General features: G+C 46.5%; 16 protein-coding genes and 1 pseudogene. 3 read left to right on the plus strand and 14 right to left on the minus strand.

Annotation, left to right across the window (positions count from 1 at the left end):
* Positions 1–147: 147 nt before the first annotated feature.
* Complete coding sequence (locus tag BN2762_RS19760; protein ID WP_055108592.1) at positions 148–756, minus strand: hypothetical protein; 609 nt, start codon at positions 754–756, stop codon at positions 148–150.
* Positions 757–830: 74 nt separating this feature from the next.
* Here BN2762_RS19760 and BN2762_RS19765 point away from each other — a divergent pair, with 74 nt between their 5' ends.
* Positions 831–2003, plus strand: coding sequence for a hypothetical protein (locus BN2762_RS19765; protein ID WP_055108593.1), 1173 nt, complete (start codon positions 831–833; stop codon positions 2001–2003).
* Between the two features lie 327 nt (positions 2004–2330).
* On the opposite strand, the gene BN2762_RS19770 is transcribed toward BN2762_RS19765, so the two are convergent.
* Positions 2331–3398, minus strand: a complete 1068-nt coding sequence (locus tag BN2762_RS19770; RefSeq protein WP_055108594.1) for a glycoside hydrolase family 11 protein — start codon at positions 3396–3398, stop codon at positions 2331–2333.
* A 636-nt stretch (positions 3399–4034) separates the two neighbouring features.
* On the opposite strand from BN2762_RS19770, the gene BN2762_RS19780 reads away from it, so the two are divergent.
* The gene (locus tag BN2762_RS19780; protein WP_055108596.1) at positions 4035–5048 is read left to right on the plus strand and encodes a hypothetical protein; all 1014 of its coding nucleotides are present in this window, start codon (positions 4035–4037) and stop codon (positions 5046–5048) included.
* 15 nt (positions 5049–5063) lie between these two features.
* Positions 5064–5771: an ABC transporter ATP-binding protein gene (locus BN2762_RS19785; RefSeq protein WP_055108597.1), complete on the plus strand. Its 708-nt coding sequence runs from the start codon at positions 5064–5066 to the stop codon at positions 5769–5771.
* 181 nt (positions 5772–5952) lie between these two features.
* Here BN2762_RS19785 and BN2762_RS19790 read toward each other — a convergent pair whose 3' ends face one another.
* The 12 genes and pseudogenes from BN2762_RS19790 to BN2762_RS27000 all read right to left on the minus strand — a co-directional run bounded on the left by BN2762_RS19790 (position 5953) and on the right by BN2762_RS27000 (position 22239).
* Entirely contained in the window at positions 5953–7023 is a 1071-nt protein-coding gene (locus tag BN2762_RS19790) for a polysaccharide deacetylase family protein (RefSeq protein WP_055108598.1), read from the minus strand.
* 389 nt (positions 7024–7412) lie between these two features.
* A complete protein-coding gene (locus tag BN2762_RS19795; protein ID WP_055108599.1) occupies positions 7413–12320 on the minus strand; it encodes a polysaccharide lyase family 8 super-sandwich domain-containing protein in 4908 nt (1635 codons plus the stop codon).
* Positions 12321–12433: 113 nt separating this feature from the next.
* Positions 12434–16594, minus strand: coding sequence for a polysaccharide lyase family 8 super-sandwich domain-containing protein (locus BN2762_RS19800; protein WP_230202552.1), 4161 nt, complete (start codon positions 16592–16594; stop codon positions 12434–12436).
* Between the two features lie 450 nt (positions 16595–17044).
* On the minus strand, positions 17045–17698 hold the full coding sequence (locus BN2762_RS27855) for a hypothetical protein (protein WP_055108601.1): 654 nt from the start codon (positions 17696–17698) through the stop codon (positions 17045–17047).
* Between the two features lie 28 nt (positions 17699–17726).
* The gene (locus BN2762_RS19815) at positions 17727–18296 is read right to left on the minus strand and encodes a pyridoxamine 5'-phosphate oxidase family protein (protein ID WP_055108602.1); all 570 of its coding nucleotides are present in this window, start codon (positions 18294–18296) and stop codon (positions 17727–17729) included.
* Between the two features lie 172 nt (positions 18297–18468).
* On the minus strand, positions 18469–19086 hold the full coding sequence (locus BN2762_RS19820) for a nucleotidyltransferase domain-containing protein (RefSeq protein ID WP_055108603.1): 618 nt from the start codon (positions 19084–19086) through the stop codon (positions 18469–18471).
* Positions 19087–19127: 41 nt separating this feature from the next.
* Positions 19128–19343 (minus strand): hypothetical protein, encoded by a 216-nt coding sequence (locus BN2762_RS28205; protein ID WP_316246813.1) that lies wholly within the window; start codon positions 19341–19343, stop codon positions 19128–19130.
* Positions 19318–19668 (minus strand): histidine phosphatase family protein, encoded by a 351-nt coding sequence (locus BN2762_RS28210; protein WP_316246814.1) that lies wholly within the window; start codon positions 19666–19668, stop codon positions 19318–19320. Before BN2762_RS28210 ends, BN2762_RS28205 begins: the two co-directional genes overlap by 26 nt.
* A gap of 33 nt (positions 19669–19701) precedes the next feature.
* Positions 19702–20103, minus strand: a pseudogene (locus BN2762_RS26570) (nucleotide disphospho-sugar-binding domain-containing protein); the annotation flags it as partial.
* Between the two features lie 160 nt (positions 20104–20263).
* Positions 20264–20953 carry a class I SAM-dependent methyltransferase gene (locus tag BN2762_RS19835; protein WP_055110235.1) on the minus strand — a complete coding sequence of 230 codons (690 nt, stop codon included), beginning with the start codon at positions 20951–20953 and terminating at the stop codon, positions 20264–20266.
* Between the two features lie 64 nt (positions 20954–21017).
* Complete coding sequence (locus BN2762_RS19840; RefSeq protein ID WP_055108605.1) at positions 21018–21515, minus strand: HIT family protein; 498 nt, start codon at positions 21513–21515, stop codon at positions 21018–21020.
* A gap of 583 nt (positions 21516–22098) precedes the next feature.
* Entirely contained in the window at positions 22099–22239 is a 141-nt protein-coding gene (locus BN2762_RS27000; RefSeq protein ID WP_154674775.1) for a hypothetical protein, read from the minus strand.
* Positions 22240–22473 lie beyond the last annotated feature (234 nt).

Here is a 22473-nt window from a genome sequence, read left to right on the forward strand (position 1 = left end):
TAATCATCCTATCCCGAGCTTGAATGCTGGTTTCGGGTGCTTCCATAAATTCAGGATAATAAATTGAAATTTTTTTAACAGATGTTGTTTTAAACGTAACCGTGTTAATCGTTCAAGACAACTGCGGGGAAGTTGTCTTTTTACCAGCTACTGTACTTTGATCGCTTGAGGGTCCGATTGGATTTGAAATTCATAAACTTTATCGTTGTAATTTATGCTAAATTCAGCTTGGCAAATTATTTCATACTGCCCTCGCTTATTTACTTTTAGTTCATATAATTTAGTGCTAACATGTCCCTGGCCATCGTAATTATATTTACTATTCGGTTTAAGTGTTGTACCAATTCCTATATCATTAACCGCGATCATTTTCTCATTTCTTGGCACTAATTCTCCTTGATCATCATAAATGGCATAAGTGAACATACCCGCACCGTGGAAAATGTCCCAGTCGTGATTACTTGTATTTATCAGAAATCCTTTTACCTCAAATGATTGTCCTGCTTTAATCTCTTCGGGAACCTGCATTTCGATTCTAAACATGGATTCGGAAGGTCCGTCCTCAGGTTCAGTGTTGCTGACATCAGTATTGCTAGCACCAATATTGCTAGCACCAGTATTGCTAGCATCCGTGTTTCTTGCTATTATTTGGTTGTTATTTGGGCTAGCCTCGGATTTGTTACTATCACTATTACAACTAGTAAGGAGGACCAGGCCAATAACGAAAAGAATGACAAGACAGCTCTGTTTTTTCATCTTTTTTCTCCTTATTCGCATGAATTTTGAAGCTTGAAGCTAGGAAGGAATATGTAGTAAGGCAGGTAATCAACATGCTCCATATTTTACGGGTAACCGGATTTCATGATACCGCGATTTTTTTTCTAGGAAAGCACGGCGATGAAAACGTCTATTATGTAGAAGTTGACGACCCTGATGAAATCGATGCCAGAATAATAATGAAGAAGCTTCTGCTTCACAATACCCGATCAAATACGATCCACACGTATCCTCTCCACTATCCTGCAAACGATTTCTCGGGAATGATAAGCAGCGGAGCTCTTTATTATTGTCGTTACTCGCAAAAGGATACATTTCTTCATATTCATAGATTGAATTTCTCCCCTATTCATTCATCGGAAATCATCGTGCCCCTTGCCGACATGACTGGAGACGCTACTATAAACAGAACGGAAATGAAGGGGATCGACGAACGCTACTGTCTATTTGGCTGCTCGACTTCAGAGACTTTTGAAACTACGCATTTACTGCTGATAGACTTTAAAGAAGAAGCCTATTACAACATGATGCTTAACCTTGGCTTAGAGGGCGTCCCTGGAATCGAAAGAATTTTCAAAATAAAGGACTCATCCATCCATCCTCATCATGAACAAATTATTCTTATCACCGGGGGATTCCATTGGACAGAAAAATATGAAGTTTGGAAAAACAAAAATTCTGCATTAGACATATTAACAGAACAAGTTATGGCGTTCGAGAAGGAAAGCTTTTTCCGCAATATAAAAGCTGGCCGCTCCTTAGAAGCGCTCGATAAAATTTTAATAGAGCATTGCAATTCGCAAAAGTCTATCATTTCATATGACTACAATGAAGCTGAGCTAATCTATACAGTGGCGGATTTTGACAAGAACAAAACTAGCGGCATGAAGTACAACGTTCATTCCGGTTTGCAGAAGGTTTTTGAATATGAATCCACCCTGAGCGAACCGTTGTATATAAACAGCCAGCTGTTTTCCGTTGAAACACTTGATCATGGGAGACGAGCCATACTAGATTTAAATACGAATAAAATCGTGGTCATTCTGGCTTCAGATGAGAACTTACTTGCCATAGACGAGCATAATTTAATTACCTTTAAATGGTTGAATTCTGGGTGTCAACAATTGATATATCTATATGACCTGACTGAAGAACCATTGGAGCAAAAGTTTCTAGGCATAGGGTATTCCCATTATTATGATAAGCAATTAACGATATTTAGCTAAATTAATCATTATTGCGTTTAATCTAAACCAATCCATGGACAGCCACCCCCCCATTCACAATATTCGGGCTCAAGTTAAATTCATCCACGAAAGATCCCATATTCCAAAATAACGTTAATGAAATAATTAATTATGCTCCTAGCTCATTATCACACCATCCCCCATTTGTATAAAACAGACGAGGCATCCGTGCAGCTTGTTGCAAAATTCTTCAAATTAATTAATCCATAGAAAAATCCCGGTGGGACGTCCCGCCGGGATCATGTTTGGAAAAGACGATCAGAATTCAATTCATAAGCTCAAAGGATTATTTACCGCTTCATCAGATTAATGGATCTCGAGATAATCAATGAAAGCATCCCATGTTCCGTTATCGGCGGTTACAACGAGTTCAACCTCTTGATTTCCGGTTCCATGGCTGACATTATTCAGAGTATAGACCGCAGGGCTGCTTCCGCCGAAATAGAAGGTCCCCTTCGTCTGCCCGCCGATTTTCAGGTCAACCCGGGCCATATTGGAGTTGTTTGATGCCCCCCGGAGTGAGAAGTTATGGGTGCCGGTCGTGAAATTATGCGTGAATTTCACGGAATCATTGTTGGCATACAAAGCGACTCCGTTGAACGGCGAGCTGATATTCCCAGTGTATTGTCCGCTTTTGGTCATACTCTCGGCTTCGATCTTTGTGCCTGTGGTTGGTGGAGGTGTTGTTCCCCCGCCGATCGTCAGTGTATGGCTATACACATTAGCGCTTCCACTGCTTTGATAGCCTTCAACCGTAAGCGCGACTTCATACATCTTGCCCATGGTCATCCCCAATTTCTCCCAGGCCTTAAAGTGCTCGCTTACAGATATGGTTCCGCTCGTCCGTTTTGACGTCCGGACACTCCAATACTGCTTGAAGGTTGCCGTGCCTTTAATGGAAGGCTGGTTGACACGAGTTGTCTCATAAATGTCATACGTTCCTCCGTCAACGTTAACAGTCCCCTTTGGCGATGCTCCAGGCGGACGCCAGCTGCCCCAGCTATCGACAATGTAATATTCGACGAGGGGGTCAACCGTCCAGCCATAGACCGTTAAATACGAATTGCCATTCGGTTGGTAGGTGGCACCATAGGTTATGGAAATGTTTCCAATTTGCTGATGGGTCTGCGTCTCATTGAACTTCTTGCCTTTACGGAACAGAATATTATTGATATTGCTCCACTCGGCACTGAACGTACCGCCACTACCGAGAACCATAGTTCCATTCCCGCTGTCCTTCCAGTATTCATAGTCATAACCGTCATGCGTACCGACCGAATTGCTGGTGATCGTCTGCGCATGCACTGCCCCAGGAAGTGCAAGCGTAAAACAGAGTAAAAATGCGGCAAACAACTTCATTCTCTTTGCTTTCATTGAACACTCCTCCTTATTGGTTAAATTGCATGTCGTCTTGCGATGCTGCTGTGCAGCCCCCAACAGGCCGATGCTGCAATATCACTTCCTTCCATTACTGTAATTGAAAGCGTTTGCAATTATTATTTTATCAAGGGACTCCTCTATATTTCTTGTAATAAAATATAGTTTATACCTTCAAAAGTTTAGGATTTTTACAGCTTAGGAGTCAGTCCACGATTTTTTACGTCCCATATAACTTCTTTGAGAATCATAATATTCAATCCGAAACGTTCTCTTTAACTATTAATGTTGAACAAAATTCTTTATATGGATATGATTGTTATATCATCGGAAGGGGAAAGTTAGAATGAGCTCAAGCTTTAAGCTTTACGCATCCGTTTATCTTGTCCGGATAAAGCAGATCACATGGCGTGATAGTGTTTTAATGCTGTTGCTCCTCCTTTTGCTGCCCCGCGGGCTGTATCAGCTCACTACAATGTTAGCCGCCAAAGGCTTCTCAGCCACATTTATAACGGCATGTTGGGGGCTAATTGGCATGATCGTTGGCATCAGTCTGTTTTCCGCCAGCCTGATGATGGCGGAAATGCGATTCTTATGGTCGCTAGGACGAGGTCCTAGCTTTTTACATCATATATGATTTGGAAAAAGTCCCCGTTTGTTCTAGCGATAGTCTGGATGCTGCTGGGTCAGTTGTTCTGGTCCCCGTCTTATAGCATCGGACAAGCATTCCTAATGCTGCTGCTCGGACTCTCTTATGCAGAACTCGGTGTTTATTGCTTCGTGGCGCTTACAGGAATGGCAAGAGAGCGAAAAGCCAGAGCGCTATCTTTAGCATTGCTGATATTAGCCGTACTAGCGCTTGATCTTTCGATTATGATGCTGCCCCTGATGCCTGCAATCCGGGGGATTGTTGCAATTGTCGTGGCCACTCTGCAATGCACCGTCGCTTTCCGAGCGTCACATTTCACTTGGCCACTAATGATGAGCGCGGCGCCGCCGGCTGAATCCCGCGCCAAACAGCATATCCTGTCCCGCTATCCGCTACTACGCAAAGAGATTTATTTTCTAACCCGCTTCAAAGATATGTTTCCTTTACTTATTATTTTATGTTTGCTACAGCTATTCACCTACTACTCAGCCGTCGATAGCCCGATTATAATTCCAATAGGTGCAGCCTTACTCGTCTGGCTGGTCAGCGACGTTTGGGTGACCAGTAGCTTTATCAACGAAGGCCGGGGACTAGCGTTATACACCGTTACCTTGGACGCCTGGCATAGATTGTTACGGGCAAAATGGCTTTTTTATGGGGCGATAGGCATAAGTGCGTCAATCGTTCATACCTTAGTCTGGCAATCCCGTATAGCTTGGTCTTGGACGGCAGGGTCGGTTTCCGAGTTATGCGCGCAGAGCCTTCTGCTCACCTCCACGTTTGTTTCATTCAGTTTGCTGGCTGGATATCACTTTACAACTCAAGGGCGTATTTCGCTGCCCGCCCAGCTGTTAATTACCCTTTGCATGTTTTTGCTAATATATTTGCAGCAAGCGCATCTAGTTTTATTTTTATTCGTCTCCACAGCTATACAACTAGGATTTTATCGGCTTTACCGCCGCGTGCCTAGCAGTCTTCCTGTCAAATTTTCAATATGAGGAGAGATGAATTAGATGGAAAAAAACATAGCACTGTCCCTGCAATTGAAGCAAGTCAGCTATGCGTACGGAGGCAAGCGCATCCTGCACAACATCGACTGGACCCTGCAGGGAGGAGAAATTACGGTCCTGCTCGGCCCCAACGGAGCAGGTAAAACGACGTTATTGCATTTGCTGGCAGGGATGAAGCCGACCCAGCAAGGCAGCATTTTGCTCAACCAGCAAGTGGTGCATTGGCAGGATCAGCAATATAAAAAACGTATTGGCTACATGATGGAGTTTCCGTTTCAGTACCCCTTCCTGACCGTGATCGAAATAATGCGACTCATCGGCCAACTGCGCAATGTCTCCCCTGATCAGCTGGAGGAGTCTATACAGTACTGGCTCAAGCATTTTTTGCTGGAATCCTACAGCAACTACCCGATAGGCACTTTATCCCAAGGAACGGCCAGGCGGGTCGCATTGGCATCTCAACTGCTGCACGAACCGGATATCCTTCTCCTGGATGAGCCGACCAACGGGCTTGATCCAGATCAAGTCATGATCGTGCGCGATACATTGCAGCAATACTGCTCGCGGGGGGCTCTCATTCTGTTATCCACCCATATCATCGGATTGGCGGAAAAACTTTCGCATCAAGCTGCTATTTTACGAAATGGCCGTCTGGTATATGCCGGCAAGTCTGCTGAAGATTTGGAGAGTCTCTACGTAGCCAGTAAGTAGCCTGCAGTTCTTTTCTCCTCACAAATTTTTGCACAAAAAATATCCCTTCTCACCAACGGCTCTCAATCCTTCCACGGATACCTACAAAAATCCCAGCAGGGAAGAACCCGCCAGGATTTTGTTAAAAAACGATCAGCATTCAAATCAGAATTTCAAAAGGATCATTTACCGCTTCGGAGTTCTAATGGATTTCGAGATAATCAATGAAAGCATCCCATGTTCCGTTGTCGGCGGTCACAACGAGCTCTATCTCTTGATTTCCGGTTCCATGGCTGACATTATTCAGCGTATAGACCGCAGGGCTGCTCCCGCCGAAGTAGAAGGTCCCCTTCGTTTGCCCGCCGATTTTCAGGTCGACCCGGGCCATGTTGGAATTATTTGAAGCCCCGCGGAGTGAGAAATTATGGGTGCCGGTCGCAAAATACTGCGTGAATTTCACCGAATCATTGTTGGCGTATAAAGCGACTCCGTTGAACGGCGAGCTGATATTCCCGGTGTACTGTCCGCTTTTGGTCATACTCTCAGCTTCGATCTTTGTGCCAGTGGTTGGTGGAGGTGTTGTTCCGCCGCCATCAGGCGCGACCGCCCGGCCGGTGGCCGGCGAGATCATGCCGGAGCAGAGGCCGCGGCTCTTGAGGTTTTGTGCGATCTGCGGGATCGCTTGAAGTGTGGACTGGTACTGGTCGTGCATCAGAATAACATCTCCGTTCTGCAGTCTGCTTGCGGCGGCTACGATCTGGGCAGTAGAGGCGCCGTTCCAGTCCTGGGAGTCCACGTTCCACAGCACTTCGGTGAGGCCATTCTGGGCCAGAATTGATCTCAAGGTCGCGTTGGTCTCGCCGTATGGCGGCCGGAACAGCTTCGGTGCGGTTCCGGTAATCGCCTGGATCGCCTGCTGCGTTCGCGTAATTTCCGACGACATCTGCGAGCTGCTTAATGAAGTCATGTGCGGATGCGAATAGGAGTGGTTGCCGATCCACATGCCTGCGGCCACTTGGTCGCGAACCAGAGCGGGGTTATTCTGGACATTCTGCCCAAGGTTGAACATCGTTGCGCGCAGGCCGGCCTGCTTCAGCGCATTGAGCAGATTGGTCGTGTTGCCAGGATTAGGTCCATCGTCAAACGTCAGGGCCACATATCCATTCGGGCAGCTGGCATCGGCAGCGCTGGCGGCAGGCATCAGCGGAATAGAGAACAACGTGCCGAAGAGCATCAGGGCCAAGGCCCCTTTTACTAATTTTGCTTTGAACATTAAATAGTACCTCCTCGTAATACATTTACAGGTATAGTTGCTCCCGTCCCTCCCAACCGCTGCAACTCTCTCTACTAATTTTAAAGGGGCCCCATCTCCTTCCATTCTTTTATACCTCACAAAAAAGCGCTTTCAAAAAATGGCTGCGAATAGCTTGTCGCAGATTAGAGCGGCTTTTTGCTAGGCGAGTATAGTATAAACGATGTGTAAATCGAAAAATATATTACAATTAAACCAATTTACCCCAATTTTCTTAGGGAATTATCTTAAGCTTTGCATTATTTATGTCTATAGCTTTATATAAAAAAGCCGGTCAACGTTACGTCAACCGGCATTTATTGCTCCTTCATGATGCGCAGCGCGTTAAGGTAGGCTGCAGCATTTTTTCTTTATCTGGTGGAATCTGCTTGAAGTACGTTCAGTAAGACCGCTACGGCTTCTGCTCGGGTTGCCTGCTCCATCGGGGCAAAGCGTTGATCGCTGCGTCCTTGAAGAAGCCCTTCACTTACGGCGGATGCGACCCAGCCTTGCGCCCATCCCGGAATTTCTCCAGCATCGGCGAAGGTCAGCCCGGCCTGCGATCCCTTGGCAAGCCCCCGTGCTTTAGCCGCCATCGTAGCAAGCTCCATGCGAGTGATCGCTTGATTTGGACGGAAGGTATTGTCGACATAGCCGGCAATGAATCCTTGATGAACGCCCTTGGCTATATCCGATGCTGCCCACTTTGGAAGAAGGCCGGCATCCGTGAATGCAAGCTCGGCTTCTTTGCGCAGATTGAGTCCCCGTGCCAATAAAGCGGTAAACTCGGCGCGTGTGACCGGCTTGTCGGGAGCGAACGTTCCATCCGCATAACCTTGAATCAAGCCTTGTTGCGCCGCATCCTCAATTTTGGCTTGAGCCCAGTGCCCTTGAATATCTCTGAAGATTGCGATGGCCGGATTCACCGGTTCGCCGATTTGGACAGACTTGCCAACGGCGATATCTTGCGCGCCAAGCTGGTGGTTAACAGCGGTCAGACTGTTCCAGCGAACCCCGGTGCTTCCGCTCTTCTTCACTTTAAATACTAAGCGGCCAATTGTAATATCGCCCTCTTCGCCGACAATATTCCCTATCATCGTATGAAGGAACGTGATCTCTCCGTTCTTCACGACCGGTGAAACGGAGAAGCCGCTCACCCCCGAAGCTGCCTCGGCTAATTCCAAGTATTCAGGATCAAAGCTCAATTTTATTTCGTAAGCATACAAATCCCGTACATTTGTCCCTGTCAAGGCCAGTTTAACGGTGTCCCCTTCCTTCCAGTTGCCCGAAGCTGCAGTAAGATGGAAAGATGTCGGGCCTTGGGCCGATACATGTCTAGGAATATCGTTCGGGCCAGCCACTTTGCGGGCGATCGAGGCCAGATCGATCACGTCGATTTTGCCATCGCCGTTGGCGTCGAGCGCTTTGATTCGCTCCCACTCTGGACTAGTCTTGTCATGGCCGAGGAGCTTGACAAGCTGCTCTAGATCGCTAATCCTTGCACTATCCGTTTCACTTGAACTTGTACCAGACGTGCTGTTCGAGCTGCTGCTGTGCCCCGATCCGTAGTCCGGCTGCTGCGGCTGGCCGGGTTCCTCCGGTTCTCCCGGCTCTGATGGTTCCTCCGGTTCCCCAGGTTCTCCCGGTTCGGCAGGTTCTTGGATATCGGGCTGCAGCTTGTAACCGAAGGATGTCGATACCGCCTCCACTTCATCGCCGCGAGCGTCTCCGATCCGCGCCTTGATGATATCCATGTGACTCTCGGTCGCCTGCTCGACCTGGTTCGTATCGAAGCTCAGCTTGAGCAGATCCTGATTGCCTTGTATCGGCTGGCCTTCGCCGGCAAGAATGAGCCGCAGCTGCCCGGAATCATTTCGGGTATCCAAAAGGGTTACTCCTTCCTGCAGCGATTCGGCAGAGACGAATGTCAGCATATTCGCGTCGTATTGCAGAGTCACGTCGTGTGCATACATTTCCTTCATGGCCGACTTGATTCCGTAATGGACTGTCAGCGGCTTGCCGCCCGTCACTTGATCCGGTCCGCTAATTTCAACCGTCGGCTGCGTAATGGAGACGACAATACTTCGCGTATCCTCGACATTGCCCGCTTTGTCAATCGACCGGTATTCAATCGTATGAACACCCTCCTCTTGAATAGCCAGCTTGCCGTCTTGCACCGTTCTCCACTTGCCTCCGCCGATCCGGTATTCGGTACGAAGTACACCCCAGCCGTTAGGATTATCCTTGGCAGAGAAGCGAAGAACCACTTCTTTATAATGCTCTCCTTCTGTCTCGCCGCTTCCCTCTAGCTGAACCGTTGTCGCAGGAGCTTCCGTGTCTTTGAGGAGGATGTCCAGGTAAGCTTGGTACTTGCCGTCTTCGTTTTTGCGGCTGCGGATCTCCGCGTGCAAATCGCGGCCGACTTGCTGCAGGGATAAGCTTACTATTTTATTGCCCTGCAGTTTAGTTTGCACGAATGGCGTTACATTGAACGTCCACCATTGATCCGGCGACGCCAGCGTCGTCAAATCGATTCGTTCGCCTGCGCCCGGTTTGTTCTTATAGGTGATCATGTCTTCCTTCCAGCTATCGTCATGAACCTCGAATACGCCGATGTCGGATTGGGTTCCGTTGTTGTCTTTGGTTTGGCCGTAAACATGAAGCGTGGCCTGCTCGATTTCATCGGCAATGTCCGAAAGATCAAACTTCAGGAACACGCGGCGGTCGTAGTTCCCGCTTCCATTGCGGATGTTAAGGAAGCCTCTCGTTCCAAAGTTTGTATTCTCTTCGCTGCCGCCGTTCACGAACGTGTCTTCAGATACGTTAATGCGAAGTTTAGCCGTATCGTCGGGCTCAAGCGCGCCTTCTTCAGGAAGCTCCGTTTCCGCATCAGGGTCGACCTTCAGTTTAATGACATGGCTGCGGCCTTTCGTTCCTCCCGTGGCTATCTCCAATTGAACCGACGGAGATGTCCGCAAGACGGTTACGGCCGGATCCTTGGTTAATTCCTCAAGCGCCACCGCGGCAATATCCACCTTCACCTTGGATTGGGTCTGCGTAGGATCGGATACAGACACGGTCCATTCGTCGCCTTGCTCCTTCACCATTACCGAAGCAGGCTGATAAGCGCGCACGCGGCCCAATTCGCCCGGCTGCCAGAAGTTAATGCCCGTCAGGCCAAGCTTCGTATCTTCCACCGCCTGAACTTTTGCCGTATTGCTCAAGATGCGAATGTCCGGGTTCTCACTGTACGCTCTCGTCGCATCCGCCGACAATGTCGGCAGCAGCACATAGGAATACGCAGCGTCCGCCGGCTTCGTGCCATGCTCTACAGCCAAGCTGACATAATTGCGCGTGATCGGATCGGCGGGACCCGACACATTAATGTCTTTCCATGAACCGGTTCTCGCTTCGCGCAAAGCCCGAATATCGGAGCTCTCCGGAAAATAGTAGCCGATATCGGCTCCGTCCGCCGTACCCGCCAGATGCGCCCAGTTCACCGCCTTCAGTTCATCGGACCAGCCCAGCTGGCTTGGCATTACTTGACCGTTTACGGTCAATGGATTAGTGCCGGCCGGATTAATCATCCGATTTTCCACAATCGTCTCAACCTGTCTTCCATCTGTCCGTTCGTCAGGTGTTGTAATGCCCGCTCCCAGCGCGACGATTTCATTGTCAAACATAAACCACGACTTCTTCCCGGTCAGCTTGCTTCCGGGCGGAGCCAGGTCCATCCCGGCGACACCGTACAAGCTGTCCATAGACGAGCCGCCGACCCAGGTCTTCCCGGTCGTCTTGATCATCGGGCGCTCCACGCCGTCGGACGTCGTACCCGGCATCCGGTGGGCATCTACCGTCGGCCAGAACGCATCGCGAAATTGTCCCGAATCCCGATTATATAAATACGTCATTCCGTCACCGGTATACCAGCCTCTGGTATGCTCGCCGTTCATTCCCCCCTCAAAGTTGGCAATGCGGGAGGAGGACATGCTAATGCCAAAGGTATAGCCAGGCCGCGAGTGAACGATCCGGTCCATGGCGGAAAATGGACGGTGCGCAATCAAGTCTCCGCGGGGCACGATCGAGGTATCGCTCATCAGCTTTTTAAATAATACAATGTCTCGAATTTGCATGCCTTCGTACATATTCGGCATCGTTTTATCGGAAATGACCCAATCCTTAACCATGCTCTTATAGTAGGCAGCCTGTTCTGGAGGAGCGTATTGCGCCAAACGCAGAATCGTCCATACGGCCCCCCGGGTGTTGTTATTGTAGCGGGAGACTGCTCTGCCGCTAACCATCTCCATAATGTGACCGCTATAAATAACCGGCTCGAATGAATGAGTAATCCAATCCCACACATGATGGAAATTCGGGTCTTCGATCGGCCACGGAGAACCGCTCAAGACGGTCAGCAGCTTTGAAATATCCCCTAGTAGAACGCTGCCGTAGCTGCCGGTATACGCAATATTATTATGCTGGATGAAAGAACCATCCTCATAGAAGCCGTCCCCGTTAGTTACATACGGGAAGACGGAGCCGATTGCATCGCGCGCTTGCGTGATTTTTGCCTCGTCCTGTCCGAGTACACCGCGCAGCAGAACTGCCAGTGATTTATCCAGCAGGTTGGCCCCCGTCTCCTTCAAGCCCGGAGCGCCAATCAATCTCTTGCTTGGATCCGGAACAAACCGGTCGATCGTCCGGGTATATCCTGCGATCTGTTCTGGACTGAGATGATCGTACATCAGCGTAACGATATCGGCTAGCGAGAGCGGCGAGCCGATCTCCCACTCCCACCAATTGCCGTAATTGCTTCTTGTTTCATTGAAACGGTGCTCGTACATCCAATCCAGGCCTGCAATAATATCATTCTTTAGTTCCTCGTTCTGATACAACGCTGTGCCGGGAGTTGCGAAGGCAATCGCCATATCCTTCAGACGGTTGTACGATAAGGTGATATGGTTCGGGGCGGTCGTACTGTTATAATCCGCCCACAGATAGGTTCGGTCTGCCGCTTTATTGAGTGTATCCCATACCCCCGTTTTACTGTCATTCGTTACCTTGCGTGCATTCGCCTCGACCGCATTGCAGATGTCCGCATCATTCAGGTCGATTTGCGTCCCGCCCGTCAAATAGTCAAACCATCTTATCCGCAGCGCATCGAATTCATTCGTCTGCTGCTTCACCGCCGCCGCAGCCGGGGCTGCTGGAAAAGACGCTATAATTAGCGAAAAGATCAGCAGTGAAAGGACATAAAATTTGAAGCCGTACTTGTTCACGATGTAGTAACACCCCTTCCAACAATTTGCGAGAGGGACCGGTTGCCAGTCCCCTTCGCTCATACAATCAGTCGCTTAAAATGTGTTAAGGTCTGAATAGAAGCCATATTGTCTTACTCGGCGGTCATGAATTCGGCAAACCATTTCAAATCCTCCGCATCGATGATGCCGTTGCCGTTGATGTCGGCAGCCATGACCGCATCCCAACCAGGGCTGCCGGCCGTCTTGCCGAAATGGGCGGCGGCCATCGCCAAATCACCAACTCCAACGTGGCCGTCCCCGTTCAGATCGCCAGCGGTATCCGTTAGCGTAATGTGAATAACGCAGGTTGCCGTAAAAGCGCCGTCCTCGGTCGTGACCATCACTTGAGCGCGGCCCGGCTTCAAAGCGGTTATGGTCGCTTGGCGGCCGTCCGATTTCAACTCTGCGATATCTCCGCGATCAATGGTCCACGCTACATTGCCATTCGTCGCGTTCTCCGGAATCATCCATGCCTCGAGATTCAGGCTATCGCCAACGATAAGAGCCGCCCGCTCTTTGCTTAACTGGACCCCTGCAGCCGGTACAGCTGGCTTCAACGTTATTTCCAAATAAGATTTGTAAATTCCGCCTTCGTTTTCCTTACTTCTAACTTCCACCGTCAAATCGGTTTCGCCCTGCAGCGCGATGCTCAATTGCTTATCGGGATCGGCAGCCATCCTTGCCTGGGCATAAGCGGTAAGGTCAAATTGGCGCCATCGATTCTCACTGTCAAATGATACCTTGTCGATCAAGCTTCCAACTTGAGGCATATTGCTCCAGGTAAGCGTGCTTTCCTTCCAAGCATTGCTCTCTACCTCATAAGCCCCAACGGTCTCCGTTACACCGCGAGAGTCATTCTTTTTACCGTACACATGCAGGTTCACCGACTCAATATCCCCTGAAATATGGCTTAAATCGTATTTCAGGAATGTTCTGCGCTGGTAGTCGTTTACGCCGTTCTTCACATTGAGATAGCCGACGCCGCCGAAGTTCTGACCCGCTTTGCTGCCAGCATTGACATAAGCGTCTTCAGTCACATATACAGTAACCTTCTCCTCTTGGCCAGGTTCCGGGTTCGCAGGATCTTCCATTTCCGGCGTCTGGCTCGGATCGTATTGGAATTGAATCGTATGGGTTGTGCCAATAGCGCCCTTCGTATTAATTTCTAGCTTCAGATAAGGCGATGTTTGTACTACGTTGACAGAAGGGTCTTTCGTGATTTCCTTCAACACCGCCTTGCCAAGGTCAACCGTCACTTTCTCTTGCTTCTGCGTCGGATCGGAAACAGCGATGGTCAATTGATCGCCCTGTTCCTTGACCATGATCGAAGAAGGCTGATAGGCCCTTACAAATTCTGAACGATCCGCTTCCCAGAAGTTAAATGCGGTAATGCCAAGCTTCTTCTCTTGTACGGCATGCACTTTGCTTGTCCGGCTCAAAATTTCAATATCGGCATGCTGGCTGTATTGCTCGGTCGCAGCCGTATCCTTGTTCGGCAGCAATACGTAAGCGTAAGACCCTCTCTGCGGCGCTGTCCCGTGATCAAATGCCAAGCTGAGATAATTTCTCGTGATCGGATCGGACGAGCCGCCGCCATTGATCTCTCCCCATGAGCCCGTTCTGGCTTCGCGTTTCCCCGTGATATCGGCTTTGTCCGGGAAATAATATCCGATGTCGGAACCGGCGACATTGCCCTCCAAGTGGGCCCAGCCGATCCCTTTCATCGGCTCCTCCCATCCAAGCGCATCGGGTTTCACCTGACCATCCACCGTTAGCTTATTCGTGCCGCTGTCCGTCAATTGGCGGTTCTCGACAATTGTTTCTACTTTACGGTTGTCTGTGCTTGCAATGTCCGAGCCTAATGCCACAATCTCATCATCGAACATAAACCATGATTTCTTGCCCTGCAGTTTGCTGCCGGTGCTTTTATCGAGTGCAAAATTCATCCCTGCCGCGCCATACCGTCCGTCGATGACCGAGCCGCCGACCCAGGTTTTCGAATTGTAATAAGAGGCCCAATCTTTCGGAGCCGGTGCGTAACCGTCTGTTGTCGTTCCCGGCAAGCGGTACATATCCACCGTCGGCCAGTATTGGTTGCTGTATTGGCTCAAGTCGTTATTGTACAAGGCGGTCATGCCGATCCCGGTGTACCAGCCCTTCCGGTTCTCGTTGTTGCCGAATTCAAAAGCCGAAATGCGGTCAGAGAACATACTGAGCCCGAAGCCGAATCCCGGACGCAGGTGAACGACCCGATCCATCGCGGCGAAATTCTGGTGCTTCACCAGTTCTCCGCGCGGCTGGATCGCAGTATCGCCCATGATTGCCTTGATCAAATTCATTTCATAGATCGGCATATTTTCGTAATAGTTCGGGAACGTCGTATCGGAGAATACCCATTCCTTAATCATGCTCTTGATCCTGGAGGCTTTCTCTGCCGGGGCTCCCTCAGCTAAGCGCGCCAGCGTGCGAATGATTGCCCGGCCCGTTAAATGATCGGAGTCCTGCTGACGCGAGATGCTGCGCCCCTTCACCATGTCCATCATGGCGCCTTTGTAAATCAAGGCCTCGAACGAATCATCCACCCATTTGTATACATTTCCCGCGCTTGGATCGTCCAGCTCCCATGGCGAGGCATTGAACAAATACATTAAATCCGCCATACGTCCGACCAGCACGGCGCCGTATGCTCCGGTATAAGCAATATTGGAATGCTGGATCAAAGAGCCGTCTTCATAGATTCCATCGCCGCTCCTCGCATATTGGAATTCCCTGGACATCGCATTCCGGCCTTGTTCGATCTTCGCGCCGTTCTTGCCGACAACGCCGCGGAGCACAACGACTAGCGCTTTATCAAGCAGGTTTGCACCTGTTTCCGTGACATTCGCGTTCTGCACTCTTTTCGTCGGATCTGGAACGAATCTGTCAATGACCTTCAAATATTTATCTACTTGCTCTGCGGGCATATCTTCATACATCAGCACGAGAATGTCCATCAGCGCTTGCGGCGTTCCGATCTCCCAATCCCACCAGTTCGGGACGCTGTTCTTGCTCGGGTTATATTGGTAGGTGTGCATCCATTCCAAAGCCGCAAGGATGTCGTCACGCAGAGCCTCATCATGATACACAGCGGTGCCCTTGGTTGAATAGGCAAGCGCCATATCTCTGATCATCCCGTACGCTTTCGTAATTCGAGCCGTATCGGCATTGCTCTTATCGATCACATCCTCCCATAGCGCATTAGCATCCGGCAGGATGTTCATCCGGTCCCAGATTCCTGTGCCTTCAGCATGGGATACTTTATCCGATAATGACTGAATATAAGCAGCAACATCCGGATCGGACGAATCCATGGATGCTCCGCCGATGAGTTTGTCATACCACTTCAACCTTAGCTCGTCATAGCCGGTCCGCGTTGCGGCAGACTCCACCGTTACGTAAGATTGGGCGCTAACAAGACCGTCCGGCGTCGATACGGTAATGACAGCGGTTCCAAAATCAAGCGCCGTCACGGTTCCGTCTTCCACCAACACAATCGCCGAATCGGAAGAGCTCCATACGACAGGTTGATCCGATGTATTTTCCGGCATATAGACCGTAGTTAATGCTGCGGTTTCGCCTTTTTCCAAGGAAAGCATCTTCGGTTCCAAAGACAGTCCGGTAATCCCCTTGCGCGGTTTAAGCATCACATCGTCAAACCAAACGGTTCCCGACCCCGTCTCAAAAAACGGTTCGATCCGGACATATTTCGCTTCGGCCGGAGCGGACAACACCGCTTCTTTCAGCGTCCAGTCGTTGGTCCCATCCAATTTAGCGGTCGAAGGGCCGTCCCCGACTTTTTCGTTCCGCGTGCTGCCGTCCAGACCTGCAATGCTTTTATAGAAATTCGTTCTTACAAATACACCGCCGCTTGATACAACATCAGCCGTTTTGATCCGGGCGCTGAATTCATATGTATCTCCGCCGGTAATCGGTACATCCAGGCTAAGACCTGTCCGGTCATCAGCGCTCAGATGCTCGATCTGTACCGAGTAGGCTCCGGAATAATAAACGGCGTCGCTCACGGATAGTCTGCCTTGTCCCTTGGCCAGCCACGCGCCCCAGCCTTGCGGCTCTATTCCATCTACCCAGGATGGGTTCCCCGTTAAACCTACAAGCTCAAATCCCCCATTAGGAACGAGATTATCTCCCGTATCGCTCGCTTTCGCCATGCTCGTCGACCAAGTCGGAAACACCGGCAGCAAATTCAACGTCATACAAAAAACCAAGACTACGGATATTCGTTTGTATAGCGCTTTCACAAAACTTCCTCCTCCCAGCTGTTGAAATCGCTTTCTGCATTCCTTTCCATCATAAAACGGAGGGTGGAGGTTAGAGCAGGGTCAATTTTTGCCTTCCGGTGAATAATTTTGACTTCTATTATAGAAATACAGGCAGGGAGCTTGGATTGTAGGAATGTACCCCCAGTGTTTTTACAGAACCATTTCAATAAAATAGCAAGCCCATGTCCATCGCATGAGCTTGCTGCTTTAAGAAAATGATCTATAAAATCACACGGATTTCTTGATTGTTTGTATTCGTTGCTTAATCGTATGGATTTATTCAAATGCAAATAAATATGTCTTGTAGCCGGCATAAGTATTAATCCAGCTATCGTTTTATTTCCCCAATACTCAAGCAGCCAACTATTGAACGAGCATTCCAATTTACCACTTCAAATCGTCCCTGGTTACCGATTCGAGTCGATGTCTTGCGGAAGCTGGTTCCCGACGCTCTCCCGCTTGGTTCTTATGATGGCTGGGGATGGATTGGCCTTGTTCCTTTTTATCTGGAGGAGGTTGCTTCTTATCGATGATTTGTTTTATTGCAAATAATATAAAAACAAGAACTAGCATTATAAATGCATTTATTAAGTTAAAAAGATATAACGATCTAATATAATGAAGTGGCGCAATAATACCTATGCTGTCCCAAGTAAGCGCATATTGTGGCTTTCCCAGAATAGTGCCTATGACATAATCCATTAATTGTTCTTGTGGTTCTTCGGTTCTTTGGTAAGCAATTGCAACCCATAAAAAGCTAAATAATGAATAGAAAAAATTTAACAATGCAAGTCCAGCAATAGCTTTGTTGAGTACACGATGCTTTTTAACTAGTAGAATTAAGCAAATCATAAATCCTAATAAATTGACTACCATAAATAAAACTTTTGTTAACTGAAAAGCCGTCCCTAAATGAGGATATCTTGCTTCCATTCCACTTTTCAATACATCAAAAAAACTTCCAATAAAGAAAACACCTATTACTAATAAAATGAAAAAAGCCATGACTTGCGAAATGATTTTTAGTTTCGGTTTCATGAAAATTCCCCAATCAAGTTGATGTAATTCAATTTTGCTTATTTTCTATATTTAGCTCCATTCCAATTGGGGTGGGTAAGCCGTCCATACTCTTGGAATTTTTACGCCTTCTATATTCTTTCAGTCCATCTTCTCCCTGTTTTTCAGCCCAATCTATAAGGGTATTCCTTTCACCCTCGAATGAATACAAAGGCACCCCGAATCCACATGATGTTTTCACCATTTGAATATGGGATACAATGATTTGTCTGGCCCCAGGCAGCAGATTAAAATGACCGACTAATTCATCCCATTCTTCACTTTCTGGTAAAACAACTTTCCCATCACCAAAAAGCCGTAATATCAAAGGTTTCCCCTGAAAAGAAATAAACATATATGTGATGCGGCTGGTATCTAATAAATGTGCGCTTGTCTCATTTCCACTGCCTGTTAAATCCAGGTAGGCCACTTTATTTGGAGACAAAATTCTAAATGCATCATACCCTTTTGGAGAAATATTTACATGACCCTCCCGGCCTGCCGTCCCCACAAAAAACATATGCTGTTCTTTAATAAATTCCTCATGCTCAGACTCAATTTGTTGATATACTCTTCCCATGATTTTGCCTCCAAATCCAGTTTTCCTGTAACATTTATAGATTTACAAAATAACCCAGCCTTAGATAGCTCTATCTTAGGCTGGGTCATTTGTTGGCTGGTCTGAGCTCCTTCCATGATTATACATCTGACATCGAGGTGGGGATAGTCCCAATGTGATCTCTTCTATACTTCTATGCATCTAATATATGTTCTATTAATCTTTTCATGTTTTCATTACTTGAATTTCTGCTTAGTGCCTCTGAAAAAAGATGGTACGCTGCTTTATCATTTTCCAGGAGCCATTGAAGTGATTTTTTAGGGCCAAGATACCACAGATTTTTTATTTTAAAATAAATTTCTAAACTATCACTGAGCAACCAATGGTATCTAAAATCACCTTCGACATCACCTCTCAATGAACGGCTTAGCATTTTAGCGAGCCATTGCTTTAAAAAGATGGCTTCATCAGAGCTCAGTTGTTCCGGCCCTTTTTTAAGTAAAGTATTTACTTCTTCCATTAGCCAAGCCCCTAATGACTTTTCATCCTTTAACACTATTCCATTCTGTATTCGTAAAAATGGTTCTACATCCTTTGCAGCTTCTGAGTTATATATCCAGGCATCTAATTGTTTATCGTTTAGAATAGAACTATCATTTTTATTCTCTAACCCATCATAAAAACACACTAAATCAACATCGCTTTCCGAGGTATAATCATTGGATGTGTATGATCCATATAAAATGATAGTATGGCAATTATACTTACTCTCTAAGTACTCTATTACTTCTTGAATAAATGGGTTATTCATTGTATCCCCCCTAAGCTTCTCTCTAGTTTTTAATACCCTAATCACTTCCAAATGCGATTTATACTAGGGGTCACTTCCTCAACAGCTTTGACGAGTTCATATACATCTGGGTTGGTTAAGCTGCTCCATTCATCGAATCCGTAGCTATTATCATAATGTTTTAATATCAATGACAACAGATTTCCATGAGTAACTACTGCAATATTCCTCTCTGGCCGCTCGAATAAGTCTTCAATGACAGAAATTCCGCGCATCATGGCTTCTCGCGAGGATTCTATCCTTCCTATCCAAATTGTCAAAGGATTCTCTAAGTGTCTCTATCCAATCATCCAGCGGCTCCGTGGACAAAACTCTCTCACTCAACCGACTATCGGTATGTATTATCAAATTTTGTTTCTGGGCAAATGGACGAATACTTGAGATCGCTCTCTCATATGGACTTGAAACAATATAATCCATCGGTCTCTTAGTTAGAAAATCAGATAGCTGATCTGCCTGCATCTGTCCTTCGGTCGTTAACGGAGCACCAGCTTCTTGCCCGGCAGCCTTACAATGCCTGATGATATATATATGCTTCTTCATAACAGATCCCCCCTCCCATTCAATGCCAGCCCCTTAGATTCGATGCTGCCTTTTAAATTCCATAATCTCATTAACAGCTTGATCATACCCGCCTGATTTTCTTAAAGATGCCCCGATATTTGCAGCTGCTGTCTGGAAGGATGACCGGCTCAGCACATGATCTGCAGCTTCACGAAGCTGATTTGCAGTCAAGCTTTGCATTTGTAAAACAACTCCTGCTCCGATATTGGCAACCTGCTGAGCGATAACCGGTTAATCCGCGCCTTGTGGGATCACAATTAGCGGAACCCCGCAATATAGTCCTTCATGGGTACTGTTCATTCCACCATGTGTAATAAATAATTTGGTGTATTGCAGCACATCCATTTGTGGAACATAGTTTTCTACGATAAAGTTTCTAGGTATTTCTCCTAAATCTGAAATTTGGATTTTATCCAACTCCAATCGTTGGATTGATATGTCCCTCTGATCCACCATTTATAAATAAAACACGCGCCATTTCTACCACTCCTTAGGCATACTGTTTTCTAAATTGTGCAAGAGTAAGACTGTCCCATACCATCGCCTGGATCAAATCATTCATCATTTTGTTTGTTTATAGGTTTCTCCACCAAATCCCTGCACATTCTGGTACTGTTGACCATTGATTATCAATAATCTTCTGTACTAACTCCTCTCCAAAGAAAAACTCGGTGTATTTTCTTGCTTCTTCAACATCTCTAAATTTATAATCCAAGCGAATCCAATCGTGATGAAAGCCGAGGTCATCTTCAAGAGCTTTATAATAATCCCTAAGAAACTCAGGAGGATTGGGGGTTTCCGTTCCCGTCCCCATAGTCTCGAAAATAATGATCGTACCATTCGGTCTTAAAACACGATTAAGTTCTGAAATAATAAGTCTAAGGTTTTCATTCCATTTCTCATTTTTTATATTGGTTAAATAACAGATACTCCAACCAGAAACCACTAAATCAATGGATTGATCCGCAATAGGCAGTTTTCTGTGATCCGCCACAACCGTAGTCCAATTCCGGGCTATTCCTTGTTCTGTTAACTTGTTATCTAGTATTTCCAGCATTGAAGAGGATAGATCTGTGCATATTAGCGACTTGGCATCTTTTGCAAGAACACTTGCTAATCTGCCTGACCCTGCTCCTAAATCAAGGATATTCAAATCCTTATATGGCCGTATCTTTTTTATTAGCTCAGATAGTTCAGGCTGCTTACTAATCATGAATTCATAGGTATCCGATTGATTTTGATAAATCTGTTCATGCGTAGCCATAAGGATCACCCTTTTCTGTTTTTTGTACATGATTTCTGGCAACGTTTCTGTGTTCACGAACCCGTCAGGGATTAAATCCACATAAACCGGCCTTTAGTTTGTTGATTCCTTCAATTACGCTTTTCATATTCTTTTCATCGTTCATGTTTTTCCGTGCATGTAATAATACAGGTCTTAATGATTCTACTGAGTTTCCAAATTGTCTCATCCACTCATATCTCGGAACCATCCATAAATGAAAATGATGTGTCGTGTCTTCGTTATAAAAATAATACACCTGATCTATGCCTAATCGTTTTCTTTGTTCCATTCTGATTCTATGTATCAATGAAATATATTCTGATTGTTCTTGATCTGTTAATTCATCCATACCATAAAAATGCCGCTTGGAAGCTAGTATGATTAACCCTCTTATGGGATAGGCAACTTCCTGATGGACATGAAAAAGATTGGATTCGTAGACGACTCCCCCAGTTGGCGTAATTAATCCACTTGTCAACGCGCAGCTCAAACAGTCAACTTCTACTGTTCTTCCATCAGCAAGAGTAATTTGTCTCGGCATTATGCACCTCAAGGTTTAAATTATTTCTTAATTCGCAATTTCAAATAAACTTCTTATAGTCACGAAACGCCCAAGCCTTAGATAGCTCTTATCTTAGGCTGGGCGTTTGTTGTCTGAGCTTCTTCCATGATTACATCATAACCAAGGGTCCGATAGCCTTACACCGAGAATAAAGCTTAGCCAAAGTTTTTACCGCCTATGATTACTCTATAAATATAATTATTTATTCCTTTGTACCAGTCGAATCTTCCCATTACTTCTATTACCCAAGATTATATCTTAATTATAAAATGTAGGAAATGACAAAAAGGAGACTCACCGAGGTGTTGTCTCCAATTTTTCAAAAAAATAACAAAATGGTTATGATTACTATAATAGTCGTGACCAATTCGATTTCTAGACAACAGCAACGATCTGACCGTGAAGACAGAATGACCTCTAGTTTTTAAGCATACATTCGTAAATGTTAGAATTTTTTTCGATAATGAATTAGTTGAATGTTGGTGCAGGGGATGTATCCAAAACAGATATGCCTGAATTTACACTAAATCACAAAAAATTAAAAGTGGTAATTAATGAACGATTAGCTCTGAACAGCGTGAAGCGCATCCAATTGATCGCTATGGCGTTTTTCTGTAAAGATCAAGCAAAAACAGATGCAAACACAAGCCGCTAGTGTTGATACAGAAGGCGTAAGCTGCTGCGAAGCATTTTTATTTAACATTTTTATTCCTCCTTTTTTTACATTCTGCTTTGAATACATCTCTTGCGCCAACATATACAACTAATTCTTGATAACCGAATAATTTAAATAACTTTAAGAGTATTTAGATATCAGTATAGTTAAATTCTCGACAGTTAAATTTTTTATTTCTTTAATAAATGAGTCGTCAATTACAAACCCAAGCTCCTTTTCAAGATCCGTTAAAATATAAATAATATTTCTTACCGACGTTAT

Origin of the sequence: Paenibacillus ihumii (genome assembly GCF_001403875.1) — a bacterium.
GTDB lineage: Bacteria > Bacillota > Bacilli > Paenibacillales > Paenibacillaceae > Fontibacillus > Fontibacillus ihumii.

Bases quoted from the DNA above. Each gene is read 5' to 3' on its own strand.
- BN2762_RS19760 (WP_055108592.1), bottom strand. From the start codon at position 756: ATGAAAAAACAGAGCTGTCTTGTCATTCTTTTCGTTATTGGCCTGGTC.
- BN2762_RS19765 (WP_055108593.1), top strand. From the start codon at position 831: ATGCTCCATATTTTACGGGTAACCGGATTTCATGATACCGCGATTTTT.
- BN2762_RS19770 (WP_055108594.1), bottom strand. From the start codon at position 3,398: ATGAAAGCAAAGAGAATGAAGTTGTTTGCCGCATTTTTACTCTGTTTT.
- BN2762_RS19780 (WP_055108596.1), top strand. From the start codon at position 4,035: ATGATTTGGAAAAAGTCCCCGTTTGTTCTAGCGATAGTCTGGATGCTG.
- BN2762_RS19785 (WP_055108597.1), top strand. From the start codon at position 5,064: ATGGAAAAAAACATAGCACTGTCCCTGCAATTGAAGCAAGTCAGCTAT.
- BN2762_RS19790 (WP_055108598.1), bottom strand. From the start codon at position 7,023: ATGTTCAAAGCAAAATTAGTAAAAGGGGCCTTGGCCCTGATGCTCTTC.
- BN2762_RS19800 (WP_230202552.1), bottom strand. From the start codon at position 16,594: ATGACGTTGAATTTGCTGCCGGTGTTTCCGACTTGGTCGACGAGCATG.
- BN2762_RS27855 (WP_055108601.1), bottom strand. From the start codon at position 17,698: ATGAAACCGAAACTAAAAATCATTTCGCAAGTCATGGCTTTTTTCATT.
- BN2762_RS19815 (WP_055108602.1), bottom strand. From the start codon at position 18,296: ATGGGAAGAGTATATCAACAAATTGAGTCTGAGCATGAGGAATTTATT.
- BN2762_RS19820 (WP_055108603.1), bottom strand. From the start codon at position 19,086: ATGAATAACCCATTTATTCAAGAAGTAATAGAGTACTTAGAGAGTAAG.
- BN2762_RS28205 (WP_316246813.1), bottom strand. From the start codon at position 19,343: ATGATGCGCGGAATTTCTGTCATTGAAGACTTATTCGAGCGGCCAGAG.
- BN2762_RS28210 (WP_316246814.1), bottom strand. From the start codon at position 19,668: ATGAAGAAGCATATATATATCATCAGGCATTGTAAGGCTGCCGGGCAA.
- BN2762_RS19835 (WP_055110235.1), bottom strand. From the start codon at position 20,953: ATGGCTACGCATGAACAGATTTATCAAAATCAATCGGATACCTATGAA.
- BN2762_RS19840 (WP_055108605.1), bottom strand. From the start codon at position 21,515: ATGCCGAGACAAATTACTCTTGCTGATGGAAGAACAGTAGAAGTTGAC.
- BN2762_RS27000 (WP_154674775.1), bottom strand. From the start codon at position 22,239: ATGTTAAATAAAAATGCTTCGCAGCAGCTTACGCCTTCTGTATCAACA.